The following is a 16,183-nucleotide window of genomic DNA, read 5'->3' on the forward strand; positions in this document are numbered from 1 at the left end:
CGTACGGGTGGGGGTGCTGCGGGGTCCTACTTCGCGGCGTCGGCCGCCTTCACCAGCGCGTCCTTGGTGACCGCACCGGCGTAGACCTTGCCGTCGTCCGTGATCAGGGCGTTGACCAGGCGGGTCTTGAAGACCGTGCCCGAGCCGAAGTCGCCCTTGACCTGGTCGCCGAAGGAGCCGAGGAAGCCACCCAGGTCGCCCAGGCCGCCCAGGTCGCCCGCGGAGTCCGTGGGCAGGCCGCCCTGGGCGCCGGTGTCGAAGGCGGCGATCGAGTTCCAGCCCTCGCCGATGACCTCGAGGCCGTTCATCCCCTTGGCGAGCCCGCCCTCGGCCCCGCGGCCGTGCTCCGGGGCTCCGGCCCGCCGGCCGGCCTCGTCGGCCTCGGTGACCTTGGCCCCCTCGGGCGGCGTGAAGTCGAACGTCGACGCGTCCGGCTTGGCGAAGCTGACCTTGGTGAAGCCCACGTCCACGACGGCGGCGCCGCCGCTCGCCGGGGTCAGGGTGAACTTCAGCGGCGTGCCGGTCTCGGCGTCCACCGCCACGGTGATCGCACCGACCGTGGATCCGTCCTGCTTGGGCTCGACGACCAGGCGGTAGGCGTCCCGGCCGGCCACCTGCGCGGTACCGCCGACGGTCACGGACGTGGTGTCGTCGACCGCCTTGAGCGCCTGGTCGGCGAAGTCCTTCGGGGTGGCCGGCACGTCCTGGCCCGGCACGTCCTTCTCCGGCCGCTCGGCGCCGTCGGCGGCGGTGGAGTGGTAGACCTCGTTGGACCGGCTGTCGTAGCCCCAGACGTCCTTGCCGTTGTGGATCAGGCTGTACTCGGCGGCGTTCTCCAGCAGGGACAGCTTCTGCCGGTCGGGGCCGTCGGCCGCGACGCGCAGCGTGTGGCTGCCGGACACCAGCTCGGTGAGCTTGGCCGAGGGGTCGGCGGCGGAGCCCTCGTCGTCCCCGCCGGAGCCCGGACCCCCGGACATTCCGGACATCAGGCCGCTCTCCAGCCCGCCGAGGTCCGGCAGACCCAGGTCGGTGCTGATGCGCACCGTGCCGGACAGCTGCTGGACGTCCGATTTGGCGATCTTCTCTATGAGCTGCTCCGCCGTGACCTTCGGCAGGTCGGGGTCGCCGGAGTCGGCGAGCGCGGGGACGAGCCCGATCGTCGCGGCCGCCACTCCCATCACCGCGACCGGGACGACGTACCGCGCGGCCTTGCGCCGTCCGGCCCGCAGCTCCTCGCCCGCCCCGGCGGTCGTGTTGTCGTCGGAATCGATCGGTGCCATGTGTGCCCTACCTCCGTCGTCGGCGGCGGCTGTCTCGCGACCTCGCACTCGTTCACCCGTGAGCCGCCATTCTCACCCGAATCGGTGAGGATTGGTGTTTTTCCGTGGTGTCCATCTGACCAAATCGCCGGAGCACAAGCGTCAGACCGCGGGCTCAACTCCGCCTACTCCTGCGGGATGACACGCAGGGGTGCCGACTCCCCCGGCCCGTAGGGGCCGACGCGGACCGCGGAGGCGGCGACGGACCGCAAAGGGCGGTCAGCCGGCCCGGTGGACCACCGCGTCGCACAGCTCCACCAGCGCGGCCTTCGCGTCGCATTCGCGCAGCGGGGCCAGTGCCGCCCGGGCCTCCTCCGCGTACCGGACGGTGTCCCGGCGGGCCTGCTCCAGCGCCGGGTGGGCGCGCAGCAGGCGCAGCGCCTCGGCGTGCCGCGCGTCGTCGCTCAGGTCGGAGTCGAGCAGCTCGCACAGCGCGAGGTCCTCGGCGAGCCCCAGCCGGGCCGCCCGCTCGCGCAGCCGCAGCACGGGCAGGGTGGGGATGCCCTCGCGCAGGTCCGTGCCGGGCGTCTTGCCGGACTCGTCGGAGTCGGAGGCGATGTCCAGGACGTCGTCGGCGAGCTGGAAGGCGACGCCGAGCCGCTCGCCGTACTGGGTGAGGACGTCCACCACCGTCTCGTCGGCGCCGGACATCATCGCGCCGAACCGGCAGGAGACCGCCACCAGGGAGCCCGTCTTGCCGCCCAGCACGTCCAGGTAGTGGTCGACCGGGTCGCGGCCGTCCTGCGGGCCGGCCGTCTCCAGGATCTGACCGGTGACCAGCCGTTCGAAGGCGAGGGCCTGGACACGGACCGCCTCGGGGCCGAGGTCGGCGAGGATCTGGGAGGCACGGGCGAACAGGAAGTCGCCGGTGAGGACCGCGACCGAGTTGTCCCAGCGGGTGTTCGCACTGGGCACCCCGCGCCGCACGGCGGCCTCGTCCATCACGTCGTCGTGGTACAGCGTGGCCAGGTGGGTCAGCTCCACGACCACGGCCGAGGGCACGATCCCGGGGGCGTAGGGGTCTCCGAACTGGGCCGAGAGCATCACCAGCAGCGGCCGGAACCGTTTCCCGCCGGCCCGCACCAGGTGCTGGGCGGCCTCCGTGATGAACGGCACCTCGCTTTTGGTTGCCTCAAGCAACCCTTCCTCGACAGCAACCAATCCGGCCTGGACATCGGCTTCCAGAGCCTGGTCCCGCACGCTCAGCCCGAACGGCCCGACGACGGTCACGAGGGGTCTCCTGTCTGCTGGTGTCTACTGGCGATTACCTGGTTTGTCGATAGGTCGCTGCCACCACTCAAGTCAGCGTATCCGGTCACGTTTCGATCACCGCTAGCGCCCACCGTTACAGGCTGGTCGGTATCGGATCATGAACGGTATGTTTTTGATCAGGTGATATGAGCAGATTTTGATTGATATCGCCAGAGGGGACGAGCCGGAGCCGGAGGGCGAACGGGCCGGAGCCGCCACCAAAGACCCCATCACTCCTCCCAACGGCCCGCACTTCGAGAACGTCACCCGATCGACACGCCCACCCCTTCCTTATTCGCTCCCCCTCCGCCGCCCTCTCCCCTTCCCCGCTTCCCACCCCTCCCCGCCCGACACCCGAAGCCGTCCCCACCCGCAGCCCATTGGCGCCCAGTTGGGGTTAATGCCCCATTTGCCGTGCTTGTTGAAGCCAGTGAGTTGGCTCACTCCGGGCGACCCGCAGGCAACCCGACCGGAACCTGTGCCCTCCCTTTGCCCCGCAAGCCAGTTGGGGATTGGCAGCAGCAAAGGATCAAGAGCCTCATAGGCCTCAGAACAAGGTCAACAGGCACGTTGGGTGATTCCTGCACTTGTTCCGGACATGTGCTCTCGCATACGTTCCCGGCCTGTCGGGTGGACGCCGAATCCTGCCACCGCCCGTCGCACAGTCATCCATCCAACAAACTCGCAGGCAGGAGCGGGGGACCCAGGTAAGTCGCCGCACCGGTCACCACCGGAGCGGCTCGGGGTGAAGCCGTACCCGTCAGGGCACGGCCGGGCACCTCCCCGCCCGAACCCGACAGCTCACCTCGCAGGCGTAAGGAGAGGGACACCGCATGTCTGCCAACGGTCAGAACCGTCACGCCCGCACCAGCCGCCTCGCCCGCAAGCTCGCCGTGGCCGGCACCGGTGCCGCGGTGCTGGCGCTGCCGCTCATCGGCGCCACCACCGCCTCCGCGGCCACCCCGGCCGCCGCCACGACCGCCACCACGGCGGCCACGGCCTACCCGGACAACCTCGACGGCTGGATCCGCGAGTCGCTCGACATCATGGCCCAGCACGGCATCCCCGGGACCTACGAGGGCATTCACCGCAACATCATGCGTGAGTCCTCCGGCAACCCGCTCGCCATCAACAACTGGGACATCAACGCCATCAACGGCACCCCGTCCAAGGGTCTGCTCCAGGTGATCGACCCGACCTTCCAGGCCTACCACGTCGAGGGCACCTCCTGGGACCCGTACGACCCGGTCGCCAACATCACCGCCGCCTGCAACTACGCGGCCGACCGCTACGGCTCGATGGACAACGTCTTCAGCGCGTACTGAGCCGTACGCCGCCCGAACCTCGCCTAAGAGGTACCGAAGATCCGCTCGAGGACGACGGCCACGCCGTCGTCCTCGTTCGTCGTGGTGACCTCGTCGGCCACCGCCTTGAGTTCGGGGTGCGCGCCGGCCATGGCCACACCGTGGGCCGCCCACTGGAACATCGGGATGTCGTTGGGCATGTCCCCGAAGGCGATCGTCCGCCGCCGCTCCAGACCCAGGTGCTCGGCGGCCAGCGCCAGACCGGTGGCCTTGGTGATGCCGCAGGGCTGGAGCTCCACCGTGCCGGGCCCCGACATGGTGACCGTCGCGAGGGAGCCGACCACCGCGCGAGCCGTCGCCGCCAGTTCGTCGTCGGTCAGCTCGGGGTGGCGCAGCAGCACCTTGCTGATCGGCGTGGACCACAGCTGCGCCCGCCGCTCGACGCGCACCGCGGGCAGCGTCGGGTGGGGCATCAGGTAGTCCGGCTCGATGAGCGTCAGTCCGTCGACGCCGTCCTGGTCCACGGCCGCGTGCACCTGGCCCACCTCGGCCTCGATCTTGCCGAGCGCGGTCTCGGCCAGCTCCCGGTCCAGGGTGACCGACCACAGCATCCGGTGCGCGCCGGCGTCGTAGACCTGCGCACCCTGTCCGCACACTGCGAGTCCCGTGCAGCCGAGCCGGTCGAGCAGCGGGCGCACCCGGGGGGCCGGGCGCCCCGTCACCACCAGGTGGCGCGCACCCGCCCCGGCTACCCGTGCCAGCGCGGCCAGCGACCGGTCGGAGACGGTGTCGTCGCCTCGGAGCAGCGTGCCGTCCAGGTCGGTGGCGACGAGTGAATATGCGGTGCGGTCCATGATCAGAGAATACGGACACGGCACCCGTCGGACTCACCCGTGACCGCTTCCGAACGAGGGCGTAGCGAGTGCGCTCGAACCCGCACGGCGTTGCACGACGACGCCCGATGATGTCCGAAACCTGACACATCATCGGCTAAAGCCGGTTCGGGGCCTGTGCACCGGTTGGCGGCGGCATGGCACGCCACCTGCCCTCCGGGCGCTCGCGGCGGTGCCTTCCGCCCCCGAACCCGGACCGGCCGCCGCCGCCTTCGGCGGCACTGCCCAAGAGCGGCACGTCACCCGTAACGTGTGGCCCGACCGCGTGCGTCACGTGACGCACCCCGATCACGTGACACAACGGCATACACCGCACCCCGGCACACTTGACACACTCAGTACAACCGCCGTCACACAACGGCACACACGGCGCGCACGGCGCACATGGCGAGCACGAAAGCGAGGCAGCACCCGATGCCCCCCTTCGATGTCCCCGAGGGCGACCCCTTCGGCCCGCACAACCTTCCGTACGGCGTGTTCTCGATCCCCGGCTCGCTCGACCGGACGGACCGGACGGACCGGACGGACCGGACGGTGGGCGTCCGGCTGGGCGACCACGTCCTCGACGCGGGGGCGGCGGCCCACGCGCTCGGCTCGCCGTACGCGGCCCTCCTCGCGCAGCCCACCCTCAACCCGCTGCTGGCGGCCGGGCGCACGGCGTGGTCGGACGTGCGGCGCGCGCTGACGGCGTGGGTGACGGTGCCCTCCCACCGCGAGACCCTGGAGCCGTTCTTCCACCCGCTGTCGTCGGTGACCCTGCATCTGCCCTTCGAGGTCGCCGACTACGTCGACTTCTACGCCTCCGAGAACCACGCCCGCAACGTCGGCCAGATCTTCCGCCCCGACGCCGCCGACTCCCTCACCCCGAACTGGAAGCACCTCCCGATCGGCTACCACGGCCGCTCCGGCACGGTCGTCGTCTCGGGCACGGACGTCGTGCGCCCGTCGGGGCAGCGCAAGGCCCCGGCCGACGCCGCACCCGTCTTCGGTCCGTCCGTCCGGCTCGACATCGAGGCGGAGGTCGGCTTCGTCGTGGGTGTGCCGTCCGAACTGGGCAGTCCGGTCGCGCTCGGCGACTTCCGCGAGCACGTCTTCGGGCTCTGCCTGCTCAACGACTGGTCCGCGCGGGACGTCCAGGCCTGGGAGTACGTCCCCCTCGGTCCGTTCCTCGGCAAGTCCTTCACCACGTCGGTGTCGGCGTGGATCACCCCGCTGGACGCGCTGGAGGAGGCCCGGGTGGCACCGCCCGAGCGCACGCACGAGCTGCTGCCCTACCTGGACGACACGGACACCGACCAGGACGCCCCCGGCGGCTACGACCTGCGGATCTCCGTCGCCGTCAACGGCCACGTCGTCTCCGAGCCGCCGTTCTCCACCATGTACTGGACGGCCGCCCAGCAGTTGGCCCACATGACGGTCAACGGAGCCTCGCTGCGCACCGGCGACCTCTACGGCTCGGGCACGGTGAGCGGGCCCACCGAGCGGGAGCGGGGTTCGCTGCTCGAACTGACCTGGAACGGCCGCGACCCGCTGGAACTCCCCGACGGCAAGCGGACGTTCCTGGAGGACGGCGACGTGGTGACCCTGTCGGCCTGGGCCCCGGGCCCGGACGGTGTCCGGGTGGGGCTGGGAGAGGTGACCGGGCGCGTGGTCGGCCGGGGGGTCGAACAGGGCGTCTGACGGTTCGGGCGCGACGGCCACGGCTACGGCCACGGCCGACGGGATGCGGGGCCTGTATACCCGCCTGTACGCCCAGGGCCTGTACGTGTACGTCCAACGTCCGTACTCCCACGGTCCGTACACCCGAGGTCCATACGCCCGAGGTCCGTACGCCCCGGTTCCGGAACCGGTGCCCGCCGACACCTGACTCACACCGCCCGGCCCCGTCATACTGGCGTCGGGCGGTGTGCGCACACGGCCCGGCCCAGCACCACCCCTGTACGGCCAGATCCGCCCATCCTTCGACCAGGATCCGGAGCCAGTGGCATGACCGTCTGCCTGCTCCTGCTGTTCGTCGTCGCCGTGACCGCCGCGGTGCCGGTGCCCCGCGCGCTGACCCGTTCCGCGTGGCCGGAGCGGGATCCCGTGGTCGGGCTGTGGGTGTGGCAGTGCCTGGTCGCGACGGTGCTGCTGTGCTGTCTGACGGCACTCACCCTCGGCGCCACCGCCGTCTTCGGGACCGTCCGCGCCCAGCTCTTCGCCCCGGCGCCACCCGCGGTGACCGCGGCGTACAACCTCTCCGCCGGCCCGGTCTGGGCGGCCGCCCTCACCCTGCTGCTGGCGGCCGGGGCCGCCTGGACGACCGCGATGCTCGCCCGCGAGCTGGTCGAGGCCCGCCGCCGACGCGCCCGGTCCCGCGCCCACCTGCGCGAGCGCGCCCCCGACCTGCCCGCCGGGCTCCCGGCGGCACGTGGTCCGCTGCTGGTCCTGGAGGACGAGTACCCGGACGCGTGGTGGATGCCCGGCAGCCCGCCCCAGCTGATCGTCACCACCGGCGCCCTGCACCGCCTCACCGACCATCAGCTCGACGCCGTCCTCACCCACGAGCGAGGCCATGCCCGGGCCCGCCACGACTGGCTGCTGCACCTGTCGACCGCCCTGGCCACCGGTTTCCCGAGCGTGCCGCTCTTCGCCCACTTCTGCGACCAGACCCACCGGCTGGTCGAGCTCTCGGCCGACGACACCGCCTCCCGCCGCTGCGGCCACCTGACCACCGCGCTGGCCCTGATCGAGCTGAACCAGCACCGCGGTGTCCTCTCCTGCGCCTCCAGCCACCGCCTCCTCGGCGAACGCGTCGACCGCCTCCTGGAACCCCGCCCTCGCCTGCCCCGCCGCCACCGGGCCCTGACCACGGCAACGGCTGCCCTGGTCCCGCTCATCCCCCTCCTCATCACCTTCGCCCCGGGCCTGACCGCCCTGGCCTAGCCGCCGCCCTCGATCTGCCGCGCATCCTGCGGCTGGGCCACGCCGACACGTTCGCCGCTCGGTGATCTCGACGCCCCGGTGCGCATCGAGGCGGTGCGCGGGCCCCGACCGCGCGGTCCCCGTCCTCGCCAAGGCCCGCGCCGACCGGAATGCCGACGTCCGCAAGGCGGCCGTCCTCGCCCCGACCCGGCACACGGACGCCGCCGAGGACGCCCGGACGGCACTCGCGACGACCACGGGCGACACGGACGCCGCCGGCAGGGCGTACGCGACCCGGGCTCTGTGACGCGCGGCGGGTGTGAGGGCCGGCCTCGGCCTACCCCCTATATCCAGTCGTCGGGCTCGGGCTCCGGCTCGTGCTCGGGCCAGTCGACCGCGCCGGCCTTCGCACCCGAACCGGTTCCCGGTCCGTCGGACGGGGCGGGCGCGGGCGCCGGGGCGGAACCCGGCCCCTCCAGCCCCGCCAGCGCCTCGACCACGCCCTCGCCGTACGTCGCCAGCTTCTTCTCGCCGACCCCGCTGATGCCCCCGAGCTGCCCGACCGAGGTGGGCCACACGGTGACGATCTCCCGCAGGGTGGCGTCGTGGAAGATGACGTACGCCGGGACGCCCTGCTCTCGGGCCTGTTCCGCGCGCCAGGCGCGCAGCGCCTCGAAGGCGGGGACCAGCTCCGCCGGCAGCTCGGCCGCGGCCGCCTTCGCCTTGCGCTCGCTGCGTCCGCCGCCCGCCGACTTGGCCGCGGCGGGCTTCTTGGGCTCCTTGCGCAGCGGCACCTCCCGCTCCCGCCGCAGGACCTCACCGCTGGTGTCGGTCAGCACCAGCGTGCCGTACTCCCCCTCGACCGCGAGCAGGCCCTGGGCCAGCAGCTGCCGGGCGACGCCCCGCCACTCGCCCTCGGTCAGCTCCTCGCCGATGCCGAACACGGAGAGCTGGTCGTGGTCGAACTGGATGACCTTGGCGGTGCGCTTGCCCAGCAGGATGTCGATGATCTGCCCGGCACCGAACTTCTGCCCGCGCTCCCGCTTCAGCCGCACCACCGTCGACAGCACCTTCTGCGCCGCCACCGTGCCGTCCCAGGTCTCGGGCGGGGTCAGGCAGGTGTCGCAGTTGCCGCAGGCGGACCCGTCCGGGTCCTGGCCGAAGTAGGCGAGGAGCTGACCCCGGCGGCACCGGGCGGTCTCGCACAGGGCGAGCATGGCGTCCAGGTGGGACTGGGCCCGGCGGCGGAACGCCTCGTCGCCCTCGCCGGACTGGATCAGCTTGCGCTGCTGTATGACGTCGTTGAGGCCGTACGCCATCCAGGCCGTGGAGGGCAGGCCGTCGCGCCCCGCACGACCGGTCTCCTGGTAGTAGCCCTCGACCGACTTCGGCAGGTCGAGGTGGGCGACGAACCGCACGTCCGGCTTGTCGATGCCCATGCCGAAGGCGATGGTGGCCACGACCACCAGGCCCTCCTCGCGCAGGAACCGCGACTGGTGCGCCGCGCGGGTGCCCGCGTCCAGACCCGCGTGGTACGGCACCGCCTCGACACCGTTGCGCGACAGGAACTCGGCGGTCTTGTCGACCGAGTTGCGCGAGAGGCAGTACACGATGCCCGCGTCGCCCGGGTGCTCCTCCCGCAGGAAGCTCAGCAGCTGCTTCTTGGGATCGGACTTCGGCACGACCCGGTACTGGATGTTGGGCCGGTCGAAGCTGGCCACGAAGTGCCGCGCCGCCGGCATGTGCAGCCGCTCGGTGATCTCGCGGTGGGTGGCGTCGGTGGCCGTCGCCGTGAGCGCGAGCCGGGGCACGTCCGGCCAGCGCTCGCCCAGCAGTGACAGGGAGAGGTAGTCGGGCCGGAAGTCGTGGCCCCACTGGGAGACGCAGTGCGCCTCGTCGATGGCGAAGAGGGAGATCTTGCCGCGGGAGAGCAGGTCGAGGGTGCTGTCCAGGCGCAGCCGCTCGGGAGCCAGGTACAGCAGGTCCAGCTCGCCGGCGAGGAACTCGGCCTCGGTCACGCGCCGCTCGTCGAAGTCCTGCGTGGAGTTCATGAACCCGGCCCGCACGCCGAGCGCCCGCAGCGCGTCGACCTGGTCCTGCATCAACGCGATCAGCGGCGAGACCACTATGCCGGTACCCGGCCTGACCAGGGACGGAATCTGGTAGCACAGGGACTTTCCGCCGCCGGTGGGCATGAGCACCACGGCGTCGCCGCCGGCGATCACGTGCTCGACGATCGCCTCCTGCTCGCCGCGGAAGGCGTCGTACCCGAAGACCCGGTGCAGGGTGGCCAGCGCCTCGCTGTCCCCGTCCCTCACCTGCGCCGTCTCTGCCATCTCGCCGATCACGCCCGTCCCGCCCATCGTCTGGTCCCCCGTACGTACTACCTCGCCCGTCCGGCCTGTCTGGTCCGTCCTGCCCCGACCACTGCCTCAACGATAGGGGTCCGCGCCGACAGCCCGGGAGTTATCCACAGGCTGCCCGACGCGGCCCGCGTCAAGGACACGTCGATCGTTCACACGTTCGCGGGAGACCTGCCTGATTCCGGCGGATAGTCTGATTGCACCCGCGAGACTCCGTCCCATGGGAGCACTGATGAGCGTCTCACCGAAGGCGTCCGCACCCGACTGGCCGACTCCGCCGGAGGGCGGCTGGACCGCGGACGACCTGGACCGGCTTCCGAACCTGCCTCCGCACACGGAGCTGATCGACGGCAGCCTCGTCTTCGTGAGTCCGCAGACTCTTTTCCACTCACGCGCTGTCGACTTCTTCAACTGGCAGCTCCAGTCCCTCGCGCCAGAGGAGTTCGAGGTCATCCGCGAGTTCACCATCGACATCGACCGGCAGAACCGGCCCGAGCCCGATGTGATCGTCGTGCGAGGCGACGTGGTGGACGACCCGGAGCAGACCCGCTACCCCGCCGAGGCCGTCACCCTGGCCGTCGAGGTCGTCTCCCCCGAATCGGTGTCCCGCGACCGCGAGACCAAGCCCCTGAAGTACGCCCGGGCCGGTATCGCCCACTACTGGCGGGTGGAGAACGAGAAGGGTCTCGCCGTCGTCCACGCCTTCGAGCTGGAGCCCACCACCCGTGCCTACACCAGCGTCGGCATCTTCCGCGAACGCATGAAGGTGAGCGCGCCCTTCCCGATGGACCTGGATCTGACGGCCGTCAAACCGCGCCGCGGCGGCGAGTAGCCCGGGCACACACGGCTGTGGTCCGGCACCTCCTCGAAGAGAGGTGCCGGACCACAGCCGTGAAGCCGTGAAGCCTCAAAGCCGCAAAGCCGCAAAGCCGCAAGCGCAGCGTCAGCGCACGAACACCCCCGCCTGACCCGCCAGGTCCAGGAAGTACTGGGGCGCCACGCCGAGCACCACCGTGACCGCCACGCCCACGGCGATCGCCGTCATCGTCAGCGGTGACGGCACCGCGACCGTCGGGCCCTCCGGACGCGGCTCGCTGAAGAACATCAGCACGATCACCCGGATGTAGAAGAACGCGGCGATCGCCGACGAGATCACACCGATCACGACCAGCGGGGCCGCGCCGCCCTCCGCCGCCGCCTTGAACACGGCGAACTTCCCGGAGAAACCGGAGGTCAGCGGGATACCGGCGAAGGCCAGCAGGAACACCGCGAAGACCGCCGCCACCAGCGGCGACCTGCGCCCGAGCCCGGCCCACTTCGACAGGTGCGTCGCCTCGCCGCCCGCGTCGCGGACCAGCGTGACGACCGCGAAGGCGCCGATCGTGACGAAGGAGTACGCGGCCAGGTAGAAGAGGACGGACGAGATGCCCTCCGGTGTGGTCGCGATCACACCGGCGAGGATGAAGCCCGCGTGCGCGATCGACGAGTACGCCAGCAGCCGCTTGATGTCGGTCTGCGTGATCGCGACGATCGCGCCGGCCAGCATCGTGACGATCGCCACGCCCCACATCACCGGCCGCCAGTCCCAGCGCAGGCCGGGCAGGACGACGTACAGGATGCGGAGCAGGGCGCCGAAGGCGGCCACCTTGGTCGCCGCTGCCATGAAGCCGGTCACCGGCGTCGGCGCGCCCTGGTACACGTCCGGTGTCCACATGTGGAACGGCACGGCGCCCACCTTGAACAGCAGGCCCATGACGATCAGCGCGGAGCCGACGAGGAGCAGCGCGTCGTTGCCCATGGTGTCGGCGAGCGCCGGGGTGACGTTCTGCACGGTGCCGTCGACGACCTGGGCGATCGTGCCGTACGACATCGAGCCCGCGTAGCCGTAGAGCAGAGCGATGCCGAACAGGGTGAACGCGGAGGCGAAGGCGCCGAGCAGGAAGTACTTGACCGCCGCCTCCTGCGACATGAGCCGCTTGCGGCGGGCCAGCGCGCACAGCAGGTACAGCGGGAGGGAGAAGACCTCCAGCGCCACGAAGAGCGTCAGCAGGTCGTTGGCCGCCGGGAAGACCAGCATGCCGGCGACGGCGAAGAGAAGGAGCGGGAAGACCTCCGTCGTGGTGAAGCCGGCCTTGACCGCCTTCTGCTCGCTCTCGCTGCCGGGCACGGCGGCCGCCTGCGCGGCGAAGGAGTCGACACGGTTGCCGTGCTGCTCCGGGTCGAGGCGCCGCTCGGCGAAGGTGAACAGGCCGACCAGGCTGGTCAGCAGAATGGTGCCCTGGAGGAACAGGGCCGGTCCGTCGACGGCGACGGCACCCATCGCCGCGATCCCGGCCTTGGTCGTGCCGTATCCGCCCGCCGCGAGCGCGACGATCGCCGCGAACGCCGCGACCAGGGCGACGGCGGACACGAACATCTGCGCGTAGTAGCGGGACCTGCGCGGCACGAAGGCCTCGACCAGGATTCCGATGATCGCCGCGCCGAGGACGATGAGGACGGGCGACAACTGTCCGTACTCGATCTTCGGTGCGTCGATCTTGGCGATCGGGTCGGCCGCCGTCGCCGCCGTTGTCCACAGGCTGTGGACGGCTGTTGCGCTCACTTGGCCGCCTCCACCTCAGGCTGGGGGTCCGTCTTGTGTACGTCGGACATGGTCTGCTCCACCGCCGGGTTGACGATGTCCGTCACGGGCTTCGGGAAGACGCCCAGGAAGATCAGCAGCGCCACCAGCGGTGCCACGACCACCAGCTCGCGCACCCGCAGGTCGGGCATCCCGTTCACCTCGGCCTTCACCGGGCCCGTCATCGTCCGCTGGTAGAGAACGAGGGTGTAGAGCGCGGCGAGGACGATGCCGAGGGTGGCGATGATGCCGATCACCGGATAGCGCGTGAACGTGCCGACCAGGACCAGGAACTCACTGACGAAGGGCGCGAGCCCCGGCAGGGAGAGGGTCGCGAGGCCGCCGATCAGGAAGGTGCCGGCCAGGATCGGGGCGACCTTCTGCACGCCGCCGAAGTCGGCGATGAGCCGCGAGCCGCGCCGCGAGATCAGGAATCCGGCGATCAGCATCAGCACGGCGGTCGAGATGCCGTGGTTGACCATGTACAGCGTGGCGCCGGACTGGCCCTGGCTGGTCATCGCGAAGATGCCCATGATGATGAAGCCGAAGTGCGAGATCGACGCGTAGGCGATCAGCCGCTTGATGTCGCGCTGGCCGACCGCGAGCAGCGCGCCGTAGATGATGCTGATGACCGCCAGGACCAGGATGACCGGCGTCGCCCACTTGCTGGCCTCCGGGAAGAGCTGGAGGCAGAAGCGGAGCATCGCGAAGGTGCCGACCTTGTCGACGACCGCCGTGATGAGCACGGCGACCGGCGCGGTCGACTCCCCCATGGCGTTGGGCAGCCAGGTGTGCAGCGGGAACAGCGGCGCCTTCACCGCGAAGGCGAAGAAGAAGCCGAGGAACAGCCAGCGCTCGGTGCTGGTCGCCATGTCCAGCGAGCCGTTGGCCCGCGCCTCGGCGATCTCGGTGAGCGAGAAGTTCCCGGCGACCACGTACAGGCCGATCACCGCGGCCAGCATGATCAGACCGCCGGCCAGGTTGTAGAGGAGGAACTTCACCGCGGCGTACGACCGCTGGGTCGCCGCCGTCTTCTCACCGTGCTCGTGCGCCCGGTCCCCGAAGCCGCCGATCAGGAAGTACAGCGGGATCAGCATGGCTTCGAAGAAGATGTAGAAGAGGAAGACGTCGGTGGCCTCGAAAGAGATGATCACCATCGCCTCGACGGCCAGGATCAGGGCGAAGAAGCCCTGTGTCGGCCGCCACCGGCTGCTGCCGGTCTCCAGCGGGTCGGCGTCGTGCCAGCCCGCGAGGATGATGAACGGGATCAGCAGGGCGGTCAGGGCGATCAGCGCCACCGCGATGCCGTCCACGCCCAGTTCGTACCGGACGCCGAAGTCCGCAATCCAGGAATGGGACTCGGTGAGCTGGTAGCGGTCGCCGTCGGGGTCGAAGCGGACCAGGACCGCGATCGCCAGCCCGAGCGTGGCCAGCGAGACCAGCAGCGCCAGCCACTTGGCCGCGGTGCGTTTCGCGGCCGGCACGGCTGCCGTGGCGATCGCCCCGACGGCCGGGAGGGCCGCCGTGACTGTCAGCAGGGGAAAGGACATCGGTATCAGACCGCCCTCATCAGCAGGGTCGCGGCGACGAGGAGTGCCGCACCGCCGAACATCGAGACCGCGTACGAGCGCGCGAAGCCGTTCTGCAGCCTGCGCATCCGCCCGGACAGGCCGCCGACCGAGGCCGCCGTCCCGTTGACGACTCCGTCGACCACGGTGTGGTCGACGTAGACCAGGGAGCGCGTCAGGTGCTCGCCGCCACGGACCAGGACGACGTGGTTGAAGTCGTCCTGGAGCAGGTCCCGCCGGGCGGCCCGGGTGAGCAGCGACCCGCGCGGGGCGACGGCCGGGACCGGACGGCGCCCGTACTGCGCCCAGGCGACGGCGACGCCGATGACCATGCAGGCCACCGTCGCCCCGGTGACCGCCCCGGCGCTGATCGGGGAGTCGCCGTGGCTGTGCCCGGTGATGGGCTCCAGCCAGTGCATGAAGCGGTCGCCGATGCTGAAGAAGGCACCGGCCCCGACCGATCCGACGGCCAGCACGATCATCGGGATCGTCATGAGCCCCGGCGACTCGTGCGGGTGCGGCGGTTCGTACGTGCCGCGTGTCTCGGCGGCGGGCTCCACGTCCGGCTTCGCGGGCGACGGCGTCGGGGCGTTGCGCCAGCGCTCCTCGCCGAAGAACGTCATCAGCATCACGCGTGTCATGTAGTACGCGGTGATGGCCGCGCCCAGCAGGGCACAGGCGCCGAGGATCCAGCCCTCGGTGCCGCCCTTGGCGAACGCCGCCTCGATGATCTTGTCCTTGGAGAAGAAGCCGGACAGGCCCGGGAAGCCGATGATGGCGAGGTAGCCGAGGCCGAAGGTGACGAAGGTGACCGGCATGTACTTGCGCAGTCCGCCGTAGCGGCGCATGTCGACCTCGTCGTTCATGCCGTGCATGACGGAGCCGGCGCCGAGGAACAGCCCGGCCTTGAAGAAGCCGTGGGTGACCAGGTGCATGATCGCGAAGACGTAGCCGATCGGGCCGAGGCCCGCGGCGAGCACCATGTAGCCGATCTGCGACATGGTCGAACCGGCCAGGGCCTTCTTGATGTCGTCCTTGGCACAACCGACGATCGCACCGAAGAGCAGCGTGACCGCGCCCACGATGGTGACCACCAGTTGCGCGTCGGGCGCGCCGTTGAAGATCGCGCCGGAGCGGACGATCAGGTACACGCCCGCCGTCACCATGGTCGCGGCGTGGATGAGGGCCGAGACCGGGGTCGGGCCCTCCATCGCGTCCCCGAGCCAGGACTGCAGCGGCACCTGGGCGGACTTGCCGCAGGCGGCGAGCAGCAGCATCAGGGCGATCGCGGTGAGCTTGCCCTCGTCCGCCCCGGCCGCCAGTCCGGCCTCCCCGTGGCCGCCGAGCACCGGCCCGAAGGCGAAGGTGCCGAACCACAGGAACATCAGCATGATGCCGATGGACAGGCCCATGTCGCCGACGCGGTTGACCAGGAAGGCCTTCTTCGCGGCGGTGGCGGCGCTGGGCTTGTGCTGCCAGAAGCCGATCAGCAGGTAGGAGGCGAGGCCGACGCCCTCCCAGCCGACGTACAGCAGCAGGTAGTTGTCGGCGAGGACGAGGATCAGCATCGCCGCGAGGAACAGGTTCAGGTAGCCGAAGAAGCGGCGGCGGCGCTCGTCGTGCTCCATGTACGCGACCGAGTACAGGTGGATGAGCGAGCCGACGCCGGTGATCAGCAGGACGAACGTCATCGACAGCTGGTCGAGCCGGAAGGCGACGTCGGCCTGGAATCCCTCCACCGGGATCCAGCTGAACAGGTGCTGCGTCAGGGTGCGGTCCTCGGCGCCGCTGCCGAGCAGGTCGGCGAAGAGGACGACGCCGAGCACGAAGGACACGGCGGCCAGCAGCGTGCCGATCCAGTGGCCGACGCGGTCCAGCCGGCGTCCGCCGCACAGCAGGACGACCGCTCCTAGCAGGGGCGCCGCCACCAGCAGCGCAATCAGGTTCTCCACGTTTCAGCA

12 protein-coding genes and 1 riboswitch are annotated in these 16,183 nt (G+C 70.8%); of the genes, 5 read left to right on the forward strand and 7 right to left on the reverse strand.

Going from position 1 to position 16,183, the window contains the following annotated elements; translation table 11 throughout:
- Positions 1-26: 26 nt before the first annotated feature.
- Together R2E43_RS15515 and R2E43_RS15520 are read right to left on the reverse strand one after the other, a co-directional pair.
- Positions 27-1,280, reverse strand: a complete 1,254-nt coding sequence (locus tag R2E43_RS15515; RefSeq protein WP_265699006.1) for a LolA family protein — start codon at positions 1,278-1,280, stop codon at positions 27-29.
- Positions 1,281-1,538: 258 nt separating this feature from the next.
- Entirely contained in the window at positions 1,539-2,549 is a 1,011-nt protein-coding gene (locus tag R2E43_RS15520; protein WP_003974364.1) for a polyprenyl synthetase family protein, read from the reverse strand.
- Between the two features lie 684 nt (positions 2,550-3,233).
- Positions 3,234-3,399: riboswitch (cyclic di-AMP (ydaO/yuaA leader) on the forward strand.
- Between the two features lie 4 nt (positions 3,400-3,403).
- On the opposite strand from R2E43_RS15520, the gene R2E43_RS15525 reads away from it, so the two are divergent.
- Complete coding sequence (locus tag R2E43_RS15525; RefSeq protein WP_003974365.1) at positions 3,404-3,895, forward strand: transglycosylase SLT domain-containing protein; 492 nt, start codon at positions 3,404-3,406, stop codon at positions 3,893-3,895.
- A gap of 23 nt (positions 3,896-3,918) precedes the next feature.
- On the opposite strand, the gene R2E43_RS15530 is transcribed toward R2E43_RS15525, so the two are convergent.
- Positions 3,919-4,728 (reverse strand): HAD family hydrolase, encoded by an 810-nt coding sequence (locus tag R2E43_RS15530; RefSeq protein ID WP_003974366.1) that lies wholly within the window; start codon positions 4,726-4,728, stop codon positions 3,919-3,921.
- A gap of 453 nt (positions 4,729-5,181) precedes the next feature.
- Between R2E43_RS15530 and fahA the strand changes: the two genes are divergently transcribed.
- From fahA to R2E43_RS15545, 3 genes are all read left to right on the forward strand, one after another.
- A complete protein-coding gene (fahA, locus tag R2E43_RS15535; protein WP_191849794.1) occupies positions 5,182-6,447 on the forward strand; it encodes a fumarylacetoacetase in 1,266 nt (421 codons plus the stop codon).
- Positions 6,448-6,753: 306 nt separating this feature from the next.
- Complete coding sequence (locus tag R2E43_RS15540; RefSeq protein WP_011029742.1) at positions 6,754-7,692, forward strand: M56 family metallopeptidase; 939 nt, start codon at positions 6,754-6,756, stop codon at positions 7,690-7,692.
- Between the two features lie 61 nt (positions 7,693-7,753).
- Entirely contained in the window at positions 7,754-7,978 is a 225-nt protein-coding gene (locus R2E43_RS15545) for a hypothetical protein (RefSeq protein ID WP_404780990.1), read from the forward strand.
- A 37-nt stretch (positions 7,979-8,015) separates the two neighbouring features.
- Here the strand turns inward: R2E43_RS15545 and recQ are convergent, their stop codons facing one another.
- A complete protein-coding gene (recQ, locus tag R2E43_RS15550) occupies positions 8,016-10,034 on the reverse strand; it encodes a DNA helicase RecQ (RefSeq protein ID WP_265699004.1) in 2,019 nt (672 codons plus the stop codon).
- Positions 10,035-10,266: 232 nt separating this feature from the next.
- On the opposite strand from recQ, the gene R2E43_RS15555 reads away from it, so the two are divergent.
- A complete protein-coding gene (locus R2E43_RS15555) occupies positions 10,267-10,866 on the forward strand; it encodes a Uma2 family endonuclease (protein ID WP_011029739.1) in 600 nt (199 codons plus the stop codon).
- A 111-nt stretch (positions 10,867-10,977) separates the two neighbouring features.
- On the opposite strand, the gene nuoN is transcribed toward R2E43_RS15555, so the two are convergent.
- The 3 genes from nuoN to nuoL are packed head-to-tail and all read right to left on the reverse strand — an operon-like array spanning position 10,978 to position 16,174.
- Positions 10,978-12,636 (reverse strand): NADH-quinone oxidoreductase subunit NuoN, encoded by a 1,659-nt coding sequence (nuoN, locus tag R2E43_RS15560; RefSeq protein WP_003974371.1) that lies wholly within the window; start codon positions 12,634-12,636, stop codon positions 10,978-10,980.
- Positions 12,633-14,204, reverse strand: coding sequence for an NADH-quinone oxidoreductase subunit M (locus R2E43_RS15565; protein WP_003974372.1), 1,572 nt, complete (start codon positions 14,202-14,204; stop codon positions 12,633-12,635). Before R2E43_RS15565 ends, nuoN begins: the two co-directional genes overlap by 4 nt.
- A 5-nt stretch (positions 14,205-14,209) precedes the next feature.
- A complete protein-coding gene (gene nuoL / locus R2E43_RS15570; RefSeq protein ID WP_003974373.1) occupies positions 14,210-16,174 on the reverse strand; it encodes an NADH-quinone oxidoreductase subunit L in 1,965 nt (654 codons plus the stop codon).
- Positions 16,175-16,183: the final 9 nt, after the last annotated feature.

The organism is Streptomyces violaceoruber, assembly GCF_033406955.1.
GTDB classification, from domain to species: Bacteria; Actinomycetota; Actinomycetes; order Streptomycetales; family Streptomycetaceae; genus Streptomyces; species Streptomyces violaceoruber.

What these genes read in the sequence shown, in the direction of transcription:
- R2E43_RS15525 (WP_003974365.1), top strand. Translation starts at nt 3,404, where the DNA reads ATGTCTGCCAACGGTCAGAACCGTCACGCCCGCACCAGCCGCCTCGCC.
- R2E43_RS15555 (WP_011029739.1), top strand. Translation starts at nt 10,267, where the DNA reads ATGAGCGTCTCACCGAAGGCGTCCGCACCCGACTGGCCGACTCCGCCG.
- R2E43_RS15530 (WP_003974366.1), bottom strand. Translation starts at nt 4,728, where the DNA reads ATGGACCGCACCGCATATTCACTCGTCGCCACCGACCTGGACGGCACG.
- R2E43_RS15565 (WP_003974372.1), bottom strand. Translation starts at nt 14,204, where the DNA reads ATGTCCTTTCCCCTGCTGACAGTCACGGCGGCCCTCCCGGCCGTCGGG.
- R2E43_RS15515 (WP_265699006.1), bottom strand. Translation starts at nt 1,280, where the DNA reads ATGGCACCGATCGATTCCGACGACAACACGACCGCCGGGGCGGGCGAG.
- recQ (WP_265699004.1), bottom strand. Translation starts at nt 10,034, where the DNA reads ATGGGCGGGACGGGCGTGATCGGCGAGATGGCAGAGACGGCGCAGGTG.
- fahA (WP_191849794.1), top strand. Translation starts at nt 5,182, where the DNA reads ATGCCCCCCTTCGATGTCCCCGAGGGCGACCCCTTCGGCCCGCACAAC.
- R2E43_RS15540 (WP_011029742.1), top strand. Translation starts at nt 6,754, where the DNA reads ATGACCGTCTGCCTGCTCCTGCTGTTCGTCGTCGCCGTGACCGCCGCG.